General features: G+C 60.3%; 15 protein-coding genes, 1 tRNA gene and 1 riboswitch (1 of these 17 running past the window's edge). Of the genes, 12 read left to right on the top strand and 4 right to left on the bottom strand.

Annotated elements, in window-relative coordinates; genetic code table 11:
• On the top strand, nucleotides 1-207 hold a 207-nt coding region (locus QZL63_RS09160), incomplete at its 5' end, for a LytR/AlgR family response regulator transcription factor (protein WP_290586661.1).
• Nucleotides 208-255: 48 nt separating this feature from the next.
• On the opposite strand, the gene QZL63_RS09155 is transcribed toward QZL63_RS09160, so the two are convergent.
• Nucleotides 256-714: a type I restriction enzyme HsdR N-terminal domain-containing protein gene (locus QZL63_RS09155; protein WP_022309013.1), complete on the bottom strand. Its 459-nt coding sequence runs from the start codon at nucleotides 712-714 to the stop codon at nucleotides 256-258.
• Nucleotides 715-765: 51 nt separating this feature from the next.
• Between QZL63_RS09155 and QZL63_RS09150 the strand changes: the two genes are divergently transcribed.
• The 8 genes from QZL63_RS09150 (at nucleotide 766) to nagB (ending at nucleotide 9,583) form a co-directional block, all read left to right on the top strand.
• On the top strand, nucleotides 766-2,070 hold the full coding sequence (locus tag QZL63_RS09150) for a glycoside hydrolase family 2 TIM barrel-domain containing protein (RefSeq protein WP_022309012.1): 1,305 nt from the start codon (nucleotides 766-768) through the stop codon (nucleotides 2,068-2,070).
• Between the two features lie 106 nt (nucleotides 2,071-2,176).
• Nucleotides 2,177-2,252, top strand: a tRNA-Lys gene (locus QZL63_RS09145).
• Between the two features lie 461 nt (nucleotides 2,253-2,713).
• A complete protein-coding gene (locus QZL63_RS09140) occupies nucleotides 2,714-3,820 on the top strand; it encodes an ROK family protein (protein ID WP_022309011.1) in 1,107 nt (368 codons plus the stop codon).
• 24 nt (nucleotides 3,821-3,844) lie between these two features.
• Complete coding sequence (locus tag QZL63_RS09135) at nucleotides 3,845-4,810, top strand: type I phosphomannose isomerase catalytic subunit (RefSeq protein ID WP_022309010.1); 966 nt, start codon at nucleotides 3,845-3,847, stop codon at nucleotides 4,808-4,810.
• Nucleotides 4,811-4,963: 153 nt separating this feature from the next.
• A complete protein-coding gene (locus QZL63_RS09130; RefSeq protein ID WP_022309009.1) occupies nucleotides 4,964-6,061 on the top strand; it encodes a phosphotransferase enzyme family protein in 1,098 nt (365 codons plus the stop codon).
• Between the two features lie 7 nt (nucleotides 6,062-6,068).
• Complete coding sequence (locus tag QZL63_RS09125; RefSeq protein WP_290586674.1) at nucleotides 6,069-6,710, top strand: carbohydrate-binding family 9-like protein; 642 nt, start codon at nucleotides 6,069-6,071, stop codon at nucleotides 6,708-6,710.
• 49 nt (nucleotides 6,711-6,759) lie between these two features.
• Nucleotides 6,760-8,709, top strand: coding sequence for a 6-phosphogluconolactonase (locus QZL63_RS09120; RefSeq protein ID WP_022309007.1), 1,950 nt, complete (start codon nucleotides 6,760-6,762; stop codon nucleotides 8,707-8,709).
• 79 nt (nucleotides 8,710-8,788) lie between these two features.
• Nucleotides 8,789-9,583, top strand: coding sequence for a glucosamine-6-phosphate deaminase (gene nagB, locus QZL63_RS09115; RefSeq protein ID WP_022309006.1), 795 nt, complete (start codon nucleotides 8,789-8,791; stop codon nucleotides 9,581-9,583).
• Nucleotides 9,584-9,708: 125 nt separating this feature from the next.
• Here the strand turns inward: nagB and QZL63_RS09110 are convergent, their stop codons facing one another.
• Nucleotides 9,709-10,554, bottom strand: a complete 846-nt coding sequence (locus QZL63_RS09110) for a DUF4465 domain-containing protein (protein ID WP_290586658.1) — start codon at nucleotides 10,552-10,554, stop codon at nucleotides 9,709-9,711.
• A gap of 27 nt (nucleotides 10,555-10,581) precedes the next feature.
• Nucleotides 10,582-11,688 carry a DUF4465 domain-containing protein gene (locus QZL63_RS09105; RefSeq protein ID WP_022309004.1) on the bottom strand — a complete coding sequence of 369 codons (1,107 nt, stop codon included), beginning with the start codon at nucleotides 11,686-11,688 and terminating at the stop codon, nucleotides 10,582-10,584.
• A 182-nt stretch (nucleotides 11,689-11,870) separates the two neighbouring features.
• Nucleotides 11,871-12,078: riboswitch (cobalamin riboswitch) on the bottom strand.
• Nucleotides 12,079-12,129: 51 nt separating this feature from the next.
• Between QZL63_RS09105 and fabD the strand changes: the two genes are divergently transcribed.
• The 3 genes from fabD to QZL63_RS09090 all read left to right on the top strand — a co-directional run bounded on the left by fabD (nucleotide 12,130) and on the right by QZL63_RS09090 (nucleotide 14,968).
• Nucleotides 12,130-13,011, top strand: coding sequence for an ACP S-malonyltransferase (fabD, locus tag QZL63_RS09100; RefSeq protein WP_022309003.1), 882 nt, complete (start codon nucleotides 12,130-12,132; stop codon nucleotides 13,009-13,011).
• 200 nt (nucleotides 13,012-13,211) lie between these two features.
• Nucleotides 13,212-14,441: an ROK family transcriptional regulator gene (locus QZL63_RS09095; RefSeq protein WP_022309002.1), complete on the top strand. Its 1,230-nt coding sequence runs from the start codon at nucleotides 13,212-13,214 to the stop codon at nucleotides 14,439-14,441.
• A complete protein-coding gene (locus tag QZL63_RS09090; protein ID WP_022309001.1) occupies nucleotides 14,441-14,968 on the top strand; it encodes a GNAT family N-acetyltransferase in 528 nt (175 codons plus the stop codon). Before QZL63_RS09095 ends, QZL63_RS09090 begins: the two co-directional genes overlap by 1 nt.
• Nucleotides 14,969-15,156: 188 nt before the next feature.
• Here QZL63_RS09090 and galK read toward each other — a convergent pair whose 3' ends face one another.
• Nucleotides 15,157-15,492: the 3' end of a galactokinase gene (galK, locus tag QZL63_RS09085; RefSeq protein ID WP_022309000.1), read on the bottom strand. 819 nt of this gene lie beyond the right edge of the window; only the last 336 of its 1,155 coding nucleotides appear in the window; its start codon lies off the right edge, out of view — the gene reads right to left on this strand; the stop codon is at nucleotides 15,157-15,159.

Raw genomic sequence — 15,492 nt, 5'->3', positions numbered from 1 at the left:
ACGCTCTTCCGCCTGAAGAACATGGAGGCAGCCCTTCCTTCGGAGCAGTTCATGCGCGTCCACCGCTCGTACATCGTGAACCTGCGGGCGATCAGGTCCTACGTCCGGGGACGCATCTTCCTGAGCGACACGGAATATGTCCCTATCGGGGAGAATTACAAGGAGGCATTCCAAAACTACATCGACCGCCACTTCAAAAACCTCTGAAAAGCCCCTCAAAGAGAGGACGGACATGCGCCGCAGGCCCGGAACGGACTAACCGGCCGTAAGGTCCGGGAAGGAGCCGCAACGGACATACGTTCCGTCGCGCCATTCGCAGCAGTAGTGCGTCAGCCCGTTGGTCAGGATGAGGTAGCGCGCCGCCAGCACCGAGTTGTAGCGTACGGCCTGCGCCAGCGTCTGCCGTCCGATGCTGACACCGGGAGCCTTGCATTCAGCCAGCAGCAACGGCCGCGCATCGTCGCCCACGACCACAACGTCGGCACGCTGGGGCTGCCCGTTGAGCGGCACGGCATACTCCTCGACGATGCGCGTGGGTTGAACGCCGCAATGCGAGACCAGATAGGCGATCAGATGCTGGCGCACCCACTCCTCGGGAGTCAGCACGAGGTAGATGCCCCGGACGGGGTCCCAGATCTCGACCTCCTCTCCGCCGCCGCGCCGCCGCGCACGGAGCCGGATGGGCGGAAAGTTAAGTTTCGGAAGTGCAGACATCGTGTTTGTTGAAAAAATTGCCTATCTTTACCCGACAAATATACGAAAATTATGCGACGCATCCTTCCGATCATAGCTCTATTTTCCCTCTGCGGCGCCACGGCGCAGGAGTACATCCCGTCGTACGGACTCGAACGCCCGCGCAGCGAGATCCGCATCTACCCCACGGCCGAAGAGGCTGCGGCCGCAGGCCGCGGGGCAGACCGCTACTGCACGCCGCTCACCGAATGGTCGCGCGAGGGCAACACCTTCTCCACCCACTTCACCGTACCGTTCGCCTGGATCAACCGACAGGTGCTCTTCCGCCTCGAGCGGGCATCGTGCGACTACGAGATCCGCGTGAACGGCCGCACGGCAGCCTACAACGCCGACGGCAACGCCCCGGCCGAAGTGGATCTCACGAAGCTCGCCAAGGAGGGACGCAACACCCTCGAAGTGGTGCTTTCGGAGCCTGCGGCGGCAGCCGTGCTGGAGAGCTGGAAGGAGCATCCCGCACCGGAGATCGGACAGGCGTGGGTCATGAGCCAGCCGACGCTGCGCATCCGCGACATCCGCTCCCGCACGCGGATCGGCGAAGACGGCGACGCCACGGCCGAAGTGGCCGTGGTGGTCAAGACCGGATCGCTCAACCCCCGCACCTCGCGCCTGCACTACACGCTGCTTTCGCCGTCGGGCGAGACCGTCACGACCGGCACCCGCTCCGTGACGCTCGGCATGCGGGGCGAGGACACCGTACGGTTCCTGGCACGGATACCCTACGACTCGCTCTGGAGCGACGCTCGGGCCACGCAATACCGACTGCTGCTCAAGACGCAGCACGAAGGACGCTACGTCGAGTACATCGACCGTCCAATCGGATTCCGCAGCATCGCAATGCAGGAAGACGGCACGATGGAGATCAACGGGCGGAGCGTCACGCTGCGCACGCGCGAAGTGCCCGGCAACCTCACCCCCGAACAGGTAGCCGATCTGCGGCGCACCGGATGCAACACCATCCGTCTGCTGCCGGGCCCCGTATCGGAACAGATGCTCACCGCCTGCGACACGTGCGGCATGTATGTCATCGCCCAGACGCCCGTGGATACGCGCCGCAGCGGAGATTCGCGCCGCGTGGGCGGCAACCCGTCGAACAACCCCGCCTGGAGGGATGCATACATCGAGCGGGCCGAGAACTGCTACTACACACTGCAGGGACATCCGTCGGTGGTGGCCTTCTCGCTGGCCACCTGCTCGGCGAACGGAATCAACCTTTATGAAAGCTACCTGCGGATGAAAAAACTTCCGGAGCAGCGTCCGTTCATCTATCCCGAAGCTGCCGGTGAATGGAACAGCGACCGGTTGAAAACGTCCAATTAGGGGCAAAAAACAGTTTTTTTTACTTTTTTTTGATTTTTTTCTCGATTTTTTTTGGAGATATCAAAATTATAGCTACCTTTGCACTCGCAATCAGGAAATGATTGATGCCTCTCTAGCTCAGTTGGTAGAGCACGACACTCTTAATGTTGGGGTCCAGGGTTCGAGCCCCTGGGGGGGTACCAAAGAAAAAGATCCGATAAGAATCGGATCTTTTTCTTTTTTTATCTTTCCCGAACTCGTGCCACCGTCGGAATTTCCCGAATCCGCCCGGCCCCGCACGAATCTCCCCGCAACACCCCATCGCAAGAAACCCGAACCGCACGGATCCCTCAAATTTCGCATCACCGGCGTTCCGAAATCCCTCCCCCGAGAAAAAGGAAATCCGTGTACGGATCGCCGCACATCCTGCACCCTCTACATTTCGTGCGCCGCGCGCGGGTTTGCGCAGCATGCACGCAAGCGACAACCGCCGCAAAATTTACCGGAGGGTTTGATAATCCGGATATTTTTAAATAATTTTGTGTCCGGAAATGAGGCGCTTGACGACAGAGCGTCGGGAGGGTTGTGTGCCGACTCCTCCGACATGCTGTGACCGCCCGGCACTCCTCTCCCGAACACGATCAACCGAAAAACATCGCAACATATGTACAGCTACGACAACCGGGTGGTCATCACCCTCGATGCAGGCGGCACGAATCTGGTCTTCGGCGCCATGCAGGCCAACAAATTCATCGTGGAGCCGATCACCCTCCCCTCGCATGCCGAGGATCTGGACCGGTGCCTGGCGACCATGGTCGAGGGCTTCACGGCCATCATCGACAAACTCGACACCAAACCCGTGGCCATCAGCTTCGCCTTCCCCGGCCCGGCCGACTATCCGAACGGCATCATCGGCGGCTACCTGCCCAACTTCCCCTCGTTCCGCGAAGGTGTGGCTCTCGGCCCCTTCCTCGAGGCCAAGTTCGGCATCCCGGTCTTCATCAACAACGACGGTGACCTGTTTGCCTACGGCGAGGCCCTCGGCGGCGCACTGCCCGAGGTAAACGCCCGTCTCGAGGCGCTCGGAAGCCCGAAAAAGTACAGGAACCTCGTCGGATACACCTTCGGCACGGGATTCGGCGTCGGCATCGTCGTGGACAACCGCCTCAACCGCGGCGACAACTCCTGCGTCGAAACCTTCTGCCTGCGGCACAAGAAAATGCCCGATGTGATCGTCGAGGAGGGTGTGGCCGTGCGCGCCATCAAGCGTGTCTATGCCGAGGCTTCGGGCGACGTGAACCACACGTTCGAGCCCAAGGAGATCTGCGAGATCGCCGACGGCACGCGCCCCGGAGACCGTGAAGCCGCCAAAAAGGCATTCGCCGAACTGGGCGAGATCGCCGGCGACGCCATGGCTACGGCCGTTACGCTCATCGACGGACTGATCGTCATCGGCGGCGGCATCACGGCAGCCCGCAAGTACATCATGCCGAGCCTGCTGAAGGAGCTGCGCGGCAAGATGCACACGATCCAGGGCGAAGAGCTCAACCGCGTGCAGATGCAGGTCTATGACCTGGACAACGAGGAGGAGTTCCGCGAATTCGCCAAGGGCGCACAGCGTCCCCTGAAGGTCTATGGTACGGACCGCTACGTGGCCTACGACCCGCAGAAACGCATCGGCGTCATGATCTCGAAGCTGGGGGCCAGCCAGGCCATCTCGGTCGGCGCCTACGCCTTCGCGCTGAGCCAGCTCGACGCACAGAAACAATAGCACGAACAAACGAATAGCACAACCATGTACAAGTTCAAACCCATTCTGAAATCGACCATCTGGGGCGGCGAGAAGATCGTACCCTACAAGCAGATCGCTTCCGACCAGAAACAGGTGGGCGAAAGCTGGGAGCTTTCGGGCGTCAAGGGCAACGAATCGGTCGTAGCCGAAGGTCCCGAAGCCGGAACGACGCTTCCGCAGCTGATCGCCCGCCACGGCGCCGCGCTTCTGGGCAAGGCCAACTTCGAACGCTTCGGCGAGGAGTTCCCGCTGCTCATCAAGTTCATCGACGCACAGCAGGACCTCTCGATCCAGGTACATCCGAACGACGAACTGGCCGAACAGCGCCACCACTCGAAGGGCAAGACCGAGATGTGGTATGTCGTCGATACGGCCGAGGGGGCACACCTCCGCTCGGGATTCTCGAAGCAGGTAACCCCCGAGGAGTACGCCGCCAGCGTCGAGGACAACACCATCACCGACATCCTGGCCGACTATGCCATCCGCCCGGGCGACGTCTTCTTCCTCCCGGCCGGCCGCGTCCACTCGATCGGCGCCGGCGCCTTCATCGCCGAGATCCAGCAGACGTCGGACATCACCTACCGCATCTACGACTTCAATCGCCGCGATGCCAACGGAAACACCCGCGAGCTGCACACCGAACTGGCCAAGGAGGCCATCGACTACACCGTGCTGCCCGACTACCGCACGCACTACATCCCGGCGCAGAACTGCGGCGTGGAACTCGTATCGTGCCCCTATTTCACCACGACGCTCTACGACCTCACGCAGGCCCGCACGATCGACCTTTCGTCGCTCGACTCGTTCCTCGTGGTGATCTGCATGGGCGGACACGCCACCCTCAGCACCGACGGAGGCGACCCGATGCCGGTACACCAGGGCGAAACGGTGCTCGTCCCGGCATCGGCCCGGACTCTCCGCATCGAACCCGAAGGCGGTGCCAAGTTCCTGACGAGCTGCATACGCTGATTCCATACAGGGTGTACACATCGTGCGAAGCCTCTCATTTTCCCGTCTTTCAATGAGAAAGACAGGATTTTTACAATCCCGGGTTGCATTTGTGCGTTCCTTTTAGTACCTTTGATGGTGCGCGAATATGCACAAACAACCTAATCAAACAACATGAAGGAAGCTTTGAAGAAAATCGCGGAGCAATTCGCACTCGAGGGCGCCATCGCCTCCATCGACTCGCTGGGCGAGGGATTCATCAACGACACGTTCATCGTCCGCACGCAGGGCGATGCACCGGACTACATCCTCCAACGCAAGAACAAGGAGATCTTCCCCGACGTCCCGGCCATGATGGAGAACATACGCAAGGTCACCGAGCACATCCGCCGTCAGGTCATCGCCGAAGGCGGCGACCCGATGCGCGAAGCGATGACCGTGGTCCCGACCCATGACGGAAAACTCTGTTATGAAGACGAGGCCGGAGAATTCTGGGCCGTGACGGTCTTCATCGCCGACACGATCGCCTACAACAAGGCCGATTCGCCCGAACTGGCCCGCAAGGGCGGCGAAGGAATCGGCAAGTTCCAGGCCCAGTTGGCAGACTTCACCGAGCCGCTGGCCGAGACGATCAAGGGATTCCACAACATCCGCCACCGCTTCGTACAGTGGGACGAGGCGATCGCACGCGACGCCGCCGGACGCTGCCGCGAGCTCTCCGAGGAGATCGGCTGGATCGAGTCGCGCCGCGAGGAGATGCTCGCATTCTGGGCACTGGTCGAAAACGGTACGATCCCAACCCGCGTGACGCACAACGACACGAAGATCAACAACATCCTCTTCGACAGGGAGGGCCGTGTCCTGTGCGCCATCGACCTCGATACGGTGATGAACTCCACGTCGCTCAACGACTTCGGCGACGCCATCCGCTCCTACTGCAACACGGGAGACGAGGACGACCGCGACCTGGGGCGCGTGAGCATGTCGATCGAGATGTTCGCGGCCTACACCGACGGCTACCTCTCGCAGCGGGCTCCGCAGCTCTGCCAGGCCGAAATCGACCACCTGGCCTTCTCGGCTCGCTACATCACCTACGAACAGGTGCTGCGCTTCCTGATGGACTACATCGACGGAGACAAGTACTACAAGACGAAATACGCGGATCACAACCTCGTGCGCACGCACGCCCAATACAAGTTGCTGCAGAGCATGGAGGAGCAGTACCCGGAGATGTGCCGCATCGTCCGGGAGACGGCCGCAAAATACAGATAACGACATGATGGAAATCCGAAAGATCAACGGCATCCGTCCCGAGGATGCGGCGGCCGTAGACCGGGCGTTCGAGGGAATAGAGCCCTGCCGGATCGCCTGCTGCAACTGGGCCGAAGAGTACCCCTACGCCCCCGAGGTGACGTTCCGGATGTTCCACACGGGCGACTACCTGATGCTGCGCTTCGACGTGGCCGAACGCTACACGGCGGCCCGCGTCACCGAAGACAACGGACGGGTCTGGACCGATTCGTGCGTGGAGTTCTTCATCGCACCCGACCAGGGGCTCTACTACAACTTCGAGACCACCTGCATCGGACGGCTGCTGCTCGGCGCCCGCAAATCGCGCACTGAGGCCGAACACGCCTCGCCCGAGACGCTGGGAGGGATCCTGCGGCGCACGTCGCTGCCCGGCGAACCCTTTGCCGAGCGCGAGGGCGACAACCGCTGGCATGTAGTACTGGCCATCCCGCCCCGTGCGCTCTTCCGCCACCGGATCGAGGACTGGAGCGGCGTCGAGGCCCGCATGAACCTCTTCAAATGCGGCGACGAACTCTCGCACCCGCATTTCCTCTCGTGGCAGCCGATCCGCACCGAAAAACCGGACTTCCACCGCCCGGAATTCTTCGCACAGGTGCGATTCGGCGAATGATAAGGCGAAGTTGCATGAAATAAGAATGATCGCAACAAAAACAAATCATATGAACAACAAGTATTCACTTCCGAAAGACGGGGGCCTGATTGCGGAATCGGCCCCGCGCGACATCATCCATCGCTACGAAAAGATCCGCACGAACGTCTACGAAAACGAGTATCTCGGCGTACAGTACGTGGCTGACGCCATTGTCAAGGCGATCCGCAACCACGAGGAGACCCACTCGTCGAACGGCGTCTACGACGAAATGCAACCCTTCGTGCTGGGTCTGACCACCGGCCGCACCCCGCTGGGACTCTACAACGAACTGGTCCGCCGCCACAAGGCCGGACAAATCAGCTTCCGCAACGTCGCCGTTTTCAGCCTCGACGAGTTCTACCCGATCAAGTCGTCCGAGCAGCAGAGCCGCAACTACCGCATCCACGAGGAGTTCCTCAACCACATCGACATCCTGCCCGAGAATATCCACATTCCCGACGGTACGATCGCCGAAAACAAGGTATCGGAATACTGCGCCTCCTACGATCAGGCGGCACGCGAGATCGACCTGATGATCATCGGCGTCGGCGAAGACGGACAGGTCGGATTCAACGAGCCCGGCTCCTACGCACGCTCGCGCACCCGTCTGGTGCAGCTCACCTACAACACGCGCAAGATCCAGTCGGGCACCTTCTTCGGACTGGAGAACACGCCCAAGATGGCCATCACGATGGGCATCGACACGATCATGCGCGCCGACCGGATTATCCTGATGGCCTGGGGCGAGGACAAGGCACGCATCGTACAGCGCGTCGTCGAGGGCGACATCACGGGACAGGTTCCCGCATCGTACCTCCAGGCCCACCCGAACATCGAGGTGGTGATCGACGAGAACGCCGCACAGCTGCTCACGCGCGAACAGACGCCGTGGCTCGTCGGCCCGTGCGACTGGACCCCGAAGTTCGTCCGCAAGGCCGTCGTATGGCTCTGCAGCGTGGTCAAGAAGCCGATTCTGAAACTCACCTACAAGGACTACATCGAGAACTCGCTGGGCGAGCTGCTCGAACAGGGCCGCACCTACGACCGCATCAACATCGACGTATTCAACGACCTGCAGCACACGATTACGGGCTGGCCGGGCGGCAAGCCCAACGCCGACGACTCGACGCGCCCCGTGCCCTCGACGCCCTTCCCGAAACGCGTGGTGATCTTCTCGCCCCACCCCGATGACGACGTGATCTCGATGGGCGGAACGTTCATCCGCCTCGTACAGCAGGGACACGACGTGCATGTGGCCTATGAGACCTCGGGCAACGTGGCCGTACACGACGACGTCGTGCTGCAAAACATCGACACCTCGCGCGAACTGGGTTACGGCGACCATGTGGACGAGGTCAGCAAGATCATCGCCGGCAAGAAGAAGGGCCAGCCCGAACCGCGCGCCCTGCTCGACCTGAAGGGTTCGATCCGCCGCGCCGAAGCCCGCGCCGCCGTACGCTCGTTCGGCCTGAATCCCGACACAAACGCCCACTTCCTCAACCTCCCGTTCTACGAGACGGGCGGTATCAAGAAGGGCCAGCTCACCGAGAAGGACATCAACATCATCGTCGAGTTGCTGCGCAAGGTGAAGCCCCACCAGATCTACGCCGCCGGCGACCTGGCCGACCCGCACGGAACGCACCGTACCTGCATGGAGGCCGTACTGGGCGCCCTCGAGGTCGTCAAGGACGACGACTGGATGAAGGAGTGCCACCTGTGGCTCTACCGCGGCGCCTGGATGGAGTGGGATCTCGGCATGGTGGACATGGCCGTGCCCCTCTCGCCCGACGAGCTGATCATGAAGCGGCACGCCATCTACCGCCACCTCTCGCAGAAGGACATCATGCCCTTCCCGGGCGATGACCCGCGCGAATTCTGGCAGCGCGCCGAGGAGCGCACGCAGAACACGGCGCGTCTCTACGACCAGCTCGGCATGGCCGAATACCAGGCCATCGAGGTCTTCGTCAAGATGTTTTAATCCATAACAACCGAACGACCGTGCGTCGGTCCGCCCCGGCGGCCGATGCACGGCCTTTCATCGAAAAAAGTTCATCGACATGCGACTTATCATCGAAAACACCCCCCAGCAGGTAGCCCAGTGGGCCGCCAACTACATCATCGAGCAGATCCGCAACAAGGCGCTGCACACCTCTTCGCCGTTCGTACTGGGACTGCCCACCGGCTCGACGCCGCTGGAGACCTACAAGGAGCTGATCCGCCGCCACAAGGCCGGCGAAGTATCGTTCCGCAACGTCATCACGTTCAACATGGACGAATATGTGGGCCTGCCCGAGGATCACCCCGAGAGCTACCACTCGTTCATGTGGAACAACTTCTTCAGCCACATCGACATCCAGCCCGAGAACGTACACATCCTGAACGGCAACGCCGAGGATCTGGTCAAGGAGTGTGCCGACTATGAGGCCGCCATCCTCGAAGCCGGCGGCATCGACCTGTTCATGGGCGGCGTCGGCGAGGACGGACACATCGCCTTCAACGAGCCCTTCTCGTCGCTGCAGTCGCGCACGCGCATCAAGACGCTGACGCAGGACACGATCCAGGTCAATTCGCGCTTCTTCGGCGGCGACGTGAACCTCGTGCCGAAAACGGCCCTGACGGTCGGCGTAGGCACCGTACTCTCGGCCAAGAAGGTGCTGATCCTCGCAACGGGTCCCAAGAAGGCACGTGCCGTCCGCCACGGCGTGGAGGGAGCCTACAACCACCAGTGGACCATCTCGGCGCTGCAGGTGCACCCGAACGGCATCCTGATCTGCGACGACCCGGCCGCCGGCGAGCTCCGCGTATCGACCTACCGCTATTTCAAGGACATCGAGCGCGACAACCTGATCTGATCCGCAGTTCCGGCCAAAACGAAAAAGCGCCGCAGCCCTCATCGGGTTGCGGCGCTTTCGGTATCCGCCGTGCTGCTGCCACACCGGCCCCGGCAGGAACCGGGAGCCGGCGGCAACATCACGCATTACTGCTCCTCCTTCGGGAAGCCGATCTCGTCGAGGCCGAAATAGGCAGGGGCATTCACGCCCCACTCACCCGTATCGTTCGAGTCGATCGTAAAGGTCAGCCGATCGACCTGGCCCAGACGGGAGAGATCGACCTTCGTCCAGCCCGATTGGGTCACACCACGGTCGGTCAGCAGGCAATCGACCGTCCCGACCTCGGTCTGGCCGAGGTAACCGGTCACGATCACCTTGAACCAGAACTGATCCATGGAAACAGCCGTCGGCGTATAGGTTGCAAGCATGGCCGAAGGGGCCAGATGGCAATATCCGACCTCCCGGGCGCTGCTCAGCACCATCGTCGGAACGGCATAGCCGCCCGAGTAGGTATCGACATACCCTACGGCGCAGATTGAGGAGGCATTGGCCCCCTTGTCGGCCCAAACGGTAAACTGATTGGCGAAGTTATAGGTGTCGAGCAACGTGCTGAAGTTTCCGCTCAGCACGAAACCGCCCCAATAGTCACCATAGCTCGAATAGGACCAGTAGGAGCCGAAACGCACCGACTGGTCTGACGTTCCGAACAACCAGGTGTTGAAGGCTCCGTTCTGGAGGTAATCCTCATAGCCGGAAAAACTCTTCGTCCAGTAAAGATTCTGGAACGTGCCTCCGGAAGTGGCCCCTTCGAGTACACATTCGCCCAGAGCTACGGCCCCACCCTCGGGATTGACAATCCCTTCAGTAGTCTCGAATGAGATTACGTCGTAATCCGTCCCCGGATTGGGTCCTTTCTGCCTGTCATCGTCCGAACAGGCGGTCAATGCGGCTACTCCGGCCAACACGAGAAGACAATGTTTCAAAGGTTTCATATACATCAATTTTTCGGGCAAAACGGATCATTTCACGAGGGCAATCTCATCCAGACAGAAATAAACCGGATCGAAATCCTTGTTGGGATTGACACCCTCGGGAGCGAATGTCAGTTTGTCCACCTCGCCCAGCGACGTAAGATCAACCTTGACCCAACCTTCGGCCACCGAGCTGTTCCTGACAAGTTCTACATCCACCGTACCGACGGATTCGTCCTTGAGCCATCCGGTGATCCGGTAGCTGTACGTCCGGTCGGCCACGGCCGAAGAGTCATACTTATAATAGGTGTAGAGCATCGTCGAGGGGGCCATGTAGAGATAAGCCACCTCGCGCGGAGTCGTAGTAAACACAATGGTCGGAGCGGAATAGTCGCCACCCATCATGCCGTTGCAATAGGCTGCGGCAAAGGTCTTGCTGCCGTTGGCTCCCGATTGGGCATAGACCGAAAACTGGTCGGCATAATCGAACGAAGAGGCAGAGGTATTGCAGTTCCGCGACAGGACGAAACCGCCCCAGGTATCCATTTGCGAACCCCAACCCGTACAGTCGCAATAATAGGAGCCGAACCAGACGTTTCCGTCGGACGTAAACAGCGGCAGGTCGATTGTCAGGCCCATGATCCCGTCCGGATCACCGTACTCGGCATAGGGTTTTGCCCAAAAGACATTCGAATGCACTCCAGCAGCAAACCCGCCGACCACCTCGATGTCGCCCAACGTCACTTTCTGTCCGCCGATATCCGTCATGCCTTCCTCCTCCTCGAACGAGATGATGTCATAGAGTTCAGACGGATCCGGCTCGACGACCCGGATGACGCACGTGGCCGACACCTCGCCGCAAACGGCCTTGACGGAGGTCGAACCGAGCGCCACGGCCGTCACGAGACCCGTCTCGGAGACCGTCGCCGTGGCCGGATCGTCCGATGTCCACTGCACCTTGTCGGTCGTATTGGCCGGCATCGGCGTAGCCGTAAGCTGCAGGGTCTCGCCCACATGGAGCTCCTGCTCCGTAACATCCACGACCACCGAGGTCGCGGGAATGCGGGGATCGGTTCCGCCGTTGTCGTCCGAGCAGCCGACGAGAGCCATCGCGGCAAGCAGCGCAATGGCAGGTGCAAACAAAAGATGTTTCATGGTTGTTAGAAATTAAAGTTTATAAAAAAATAAAAAAATGGTCCCGGCACGGCCTCCGGAAAAGAACCATGTATCCGCACACACTGCTGCCCTACGACATGCGATCCCATAATATTCTGTGGAATACCACAAAATGCCACGATGCTCCGTTCTCCGCAGATGCGCTCGAAAAAAGATTCTTCCCCGGGGGAAGGCTCAAGGCAGGTCTTCTGGCTTGTCCCGACCGCAACGCCTTCCCAATTCCATCAAGGAATCAGTGGCTTGAGACGTGTCGCGGTACGATTGAGGGACTTACAGCAGCGGGAACTGCTGCCGATTCTCACGGCATTCCCTTTTCATCGCGCGGAGGCTCCACCGGCCTCCTTGCGAACCTTGATGTGACAAAAATAGAAAATAAATTCGTATCTTTGCCCCCGCGAACCAAAAAAAATGCTGAAAATTATGAAGCACGCATACGTATTCCCGGGTCAGGGCGCTCAGGCCGTAGGCATGGGCAAAGACCTCTACGACAACGTACCGGCGGCCAAGGAGCTGTTCGAGAAAGCCAACGAGATCCTCGGTTTCCGCATCACGGACATCATGTTCGCCGGAACCGACGAGCAGCTGAAGCAGACCAAGGTAACGCAGCCGGCCGTCTTCCTGCACTCGGTCATCATGGCCAAGGCGCTCGGTGTGAACCCCGACGCCGTGGCAGGACACTCACTGGGTGAGTTCTCCGCCTTGGTCGTTGCCGGCGCCCTCTCGTTCGAGGACGGTCTGAAGCTCGTGTCGAAACGTGCCATGGCCATGCAGGCCGCCTGCGAGGCGCAGCCCGGCACGATGGCCGCCATCCTCGGACTGGACGACAAGACGGTCGAGGAGATCTGCGCATCGATAGACGGCGTGGTCGTCGCCGCCAACTACAACTGCCCGGGCCAGCTGGTGATCTCGGGTGCCGTAGAGGCCGTGGAGGCCGCCTGCGAGAAGGCCAAGGCCGCAGGTGCCCGCCGTGCACTGCGTCTGCCCGTCGGCGGAGCATTCCACTCGCCGCTGATGGAGCCCGCCAAGCAGGAACTGGAAAAGGCTATCAACGAGGCTCCGTTCCAGACGCCGACCTGCCCGATCTACCAGAACGTCGATGCCAAGCCCTATACCGATCCGGCTGCCATCAAGGCCAACCTGATCGCTCAGCTGACGGCTCCCGTACGCTGGACCTACATCGTGAAGAACATGCTCGCCGACGGCGTCACGGAGTTCACCGAACTCGGTCCCGGCACGGTGCTGCAGGGTCTGATCAAGAAGGTGGACGCATCGGCCGCCGTCGAGTCGAAATCGACGCTCTGATCCCTCGGAGCTGCAGGCAGAGAGACCCGGTTTTCCTCTTTCCTGAATATAAACAAACGGGGAACATGTCCGAACATGGGCATGTTCCCCGTTTTGTCTCTTAAAATAAGAAAATTTAATTAATTTCGTAAAATCCTGTTGTTATTTTTAAACACTCTTATTATCTTTGCAAAGTTAGTAAAAAAAATGAGACAGGCAGGATGGCATCACTAACCGAATTTTTCAACAAACACGAGGACGAAACCCTCAAGGGCATATCGCACAAAAACAACATCATCAAGCGCAACATCATCGCGCACATGGCCGTAAACGGCGAGTGCACGCTCTCGGAGCTGACCAAGGAGCTGCACATCAGTGTTCCGACGATCACCAAGCTCGTCCAGGAACTTGTCGATGAGAACATCGTCACGGATCTGGGCAAGGTCGAAACCCCGGGAGGACGCCGGCCGAACATCTTCGGGCTGGCCAATTCGGCGATCTACTTTGCCGGCGTGAACGTCGGCCGCGACAACATGCGTTTCATGATCACCGACCTTCAGAACAACATCATCAAGGAGGAGAACGACTTCACGTTCGAACTGCAGGACCGCCCGCAGTGCATCGAACGCATCTGCTCGAACATCGAACGGTTCATCGCCGAGAGCGGCATCGACCGGGGCAAGATCCTCGGGTTGGGCGTCTGCATCACCGGCCGCGTGAACCCCGATACGGGCCGCAGCTACAAGTACTTCACAACCAACGAACAGTCGCTGCGCGATATCCTCGAGGAGCGCATCGGCATCCGCGTGCTGCTCGAGAACGACACCCGTGCACGCTGCTACGCCGAGTACACGTGCGGCAAATCGAAGGACGAGAGCAACGTGATCTACCTCCACATGAGCCGCGGCGTGGCAATCGGCATTGTCGTGGACGGCAAGCTCTACTACGGCAAGAGCGGATTCGCCGGCGAGTTCGGCCACATCCCCTTCTTCGACAACGAGATCATCTGCTCGTGCGGCAAGAAGGGCTGCCTCGAGACCGAGGTGTCGGGCATCGCCATCGAGGACAAGATGCGCCACATGATCGAACGGGGTGTGAACACGATCCTCAAGGAGCAGTACGACCAGCAGAAGACGATCCATATCGACGACATCATCAATGCGGCGAAGAACGACGACAACCTCTCGATCGAGCTGATCGAAGAGGCCGGCGAGAAGGTCGGCAAGGCCGTCGCCTTCCTGATCAACACCTTCAACCCTGAGACGGTGATCGTCGGCGGCAACCTTGCGGCGGCAGGCGACTACCTGATGCTCCCGCTCAAGTCGGCGACCAACAAGTATTCGCTCAACCTGGTCTACAAGGATACGAAATTCCGCGTGTCGAAGATGACCGAGAGCGCCAATGCGTGGGGCGTTGCCATGCTGATCCGCAACAAGGTGATCGGGCTCTGATGAATCTCGAAGGGGAAAGCGTCCGGCTGCGGGCCGTGGAACCGGAGGATCTCGACCGGCTCTACGCCTGGGAGAACGACACCGACGTCTGGTCGGTCAGCGGTACGACGGCCCCGTTCTCACGGGCACAGCTCGAAGCGTTCATCCTCACGCAGCAACAGGGCGACATCTTCCGCACGGGACAGTTGCGGTTGATCGTCGAGACGCGGGCCGGCAACCGGGCCGTCGGTGCGGTCGATCTCTTCGAATTCGACCCGCTCCACGGACGCGCCGGCATCGGCATCCTGATCCACGGACCGGAGAACCGGCGGCAGGGATATGCCTCCGACACGCTGGCGATCCTCTGCCGCTACGCCCGCGAACGGCTGGCGCTGCATCAACTCTGGTGTTGCATCGCAACGGACAACGAAGCAAGCATGCGGTTGTTCCGTAGTGCCGGATTCACCCTCATCGGCATCAAACGCGACTGGCTCCGGACACCCGACGGCTACAGCGACGAGGCGATATTGCAGAAGATCCTTTCGTGAGCCCTCGGGCGATCCGAACGCCATCGGAAGCCGCCCCGCCGGAACAGGCCCTGCTTGAAGAGCATCCCGAAGACCATCCGGAAACGGTCCATCCATCGGAATCACTCCCGCGCACAGGTGGCAAAACACGAAAAAACCGAATCCTCCGGATGGAGGATTCGGTTTTTTCGTTATCGCCCCGACTGCAATCAGAGCCGGCGCGAGCCGTCGGAGATCACCACGTCGTAGATCTTCGGCTCATGGCCATACTTGGCATTGAACTTCTCCTTGGCCGTAGCGATGAAGCGATCGTACAACTCATCCTTGACCAGGTTGATCGTACAGCCGCCAAAACCGCCGCCCATGATGCGCGAGCCCGTAACGCCGCACTCCTTGGCCACCTCGGCCAGGAAGTCCAGCTCCTCGCACGATACCTCATAGTCCTTCGACATGCCCCAGTGGGTCTCGTACATGCGGGCGCCGACCGTCTCGTAATCGCCCTTCTCAAGCGCCTCGCACACATCCAGCACACGACGCTCCCCGCC

Source organism: Alistipes sp. CAG:268 (genome assembly GCA_000434235.1).
Taxonomy (GTDB): domain Bacteria; phylum Bacteroidota; class Bacteroidia; order Bacteroidales; family Rikenellaceae; genus Alistipes; species Alistipes avistercoris.
The sequence above is the reverse complement of the archived record's forward strand: the minus strand, read 5'-3'. Positions and strand labels throughout refer to the sequence as shown.

Coding starts and splice junctions, on each gene's coding strand:
- QZL63_RS09155 (WP_022309013.1), bottom strand. CDS start 714: ATGTCTGCACTTCCGAAACTTAACTTTCCGCCCATCCGGCTCCGTGCG.
- QZL63_RS09150 (WP_022309012.1), top strand. CDS start 766: ATGCGACGCATCCTTCCGATCATAGCTCTATTTTCCCTCTGCGGCGCC.
- QZL63_RS09140 (WP_022309011.1), top strand. CDS start 2,714: ATGTACAGCTACGACAACCGGGTGGTCATCACCCTCGATGCAGGCGGC.
- QZL63_RS09135 (WP_022309010.1), top strand. CDS start 3,845: ATGTACAAGTTCAAACCCATTCTGAAATCGACCATCTGGGGCGGCGAG.
- QZL63_RS09130 (WP_022309009.1), top strand. CDS start 4,964: ATGAAGGAAGCTTTGAAGAAAATCGCGGAGCAATTCGCACTCGAGGGC.
- QZL63_RS09125 (WP_290586674.1), top strand. CDS start 6,069: ATGGAAATCCGAAAGATCAACGGCATCCGTCCCGAGGATGCGGCGGCC.
- QZL63_RS09120 (WP_022309007.1), top strand. CDS start 6,760: ATGAACAACAAGTATTCACTTCCGAAAGACGGGGGCCTGATTGCGGAA.
- nagB (WP_022309006.1), top strand. CDS start 8,789: ATGCGACTTATCATCGAAAACACCCCCCAGCAGGTAGCCCAGTGGGCC.
- QZL63_RS09110 (WP_290586658.1), bottom strand. CDS start 10,554: ATGAAACCTTTGAAACATTGTCTTCTCGTGTTGGCCGGAGTAGCCGCA.
- QZL63_RS09105 (WP_022309004.1), bottom strand. CDS start 11,688: ATGAAACATCTTTTGTTTGCACCTGCCATTGCGCTGCTTGCCGCGATG.
- fabD (WP_022309003.1), top strand. CDS start 12,130: ATGAAGCACGCATACGTATTCCCGGGTCAGGGCGCTCAGGCCGTAGGC.
- QZL63_RS09095 (WP_022309002.1), top strand. CDS start 13,212: ATGGCATCACTAACCGAATTTTTCAACAAACACGAGGACGAAACCCTC.
- QZL63_RS09090 (WP_022309001.1), top strand. CDS start 14,441: ATGAATCTCGAAGGGGAAAGCGTCCGGCTGCGGGCCGTGGAACCGGAG.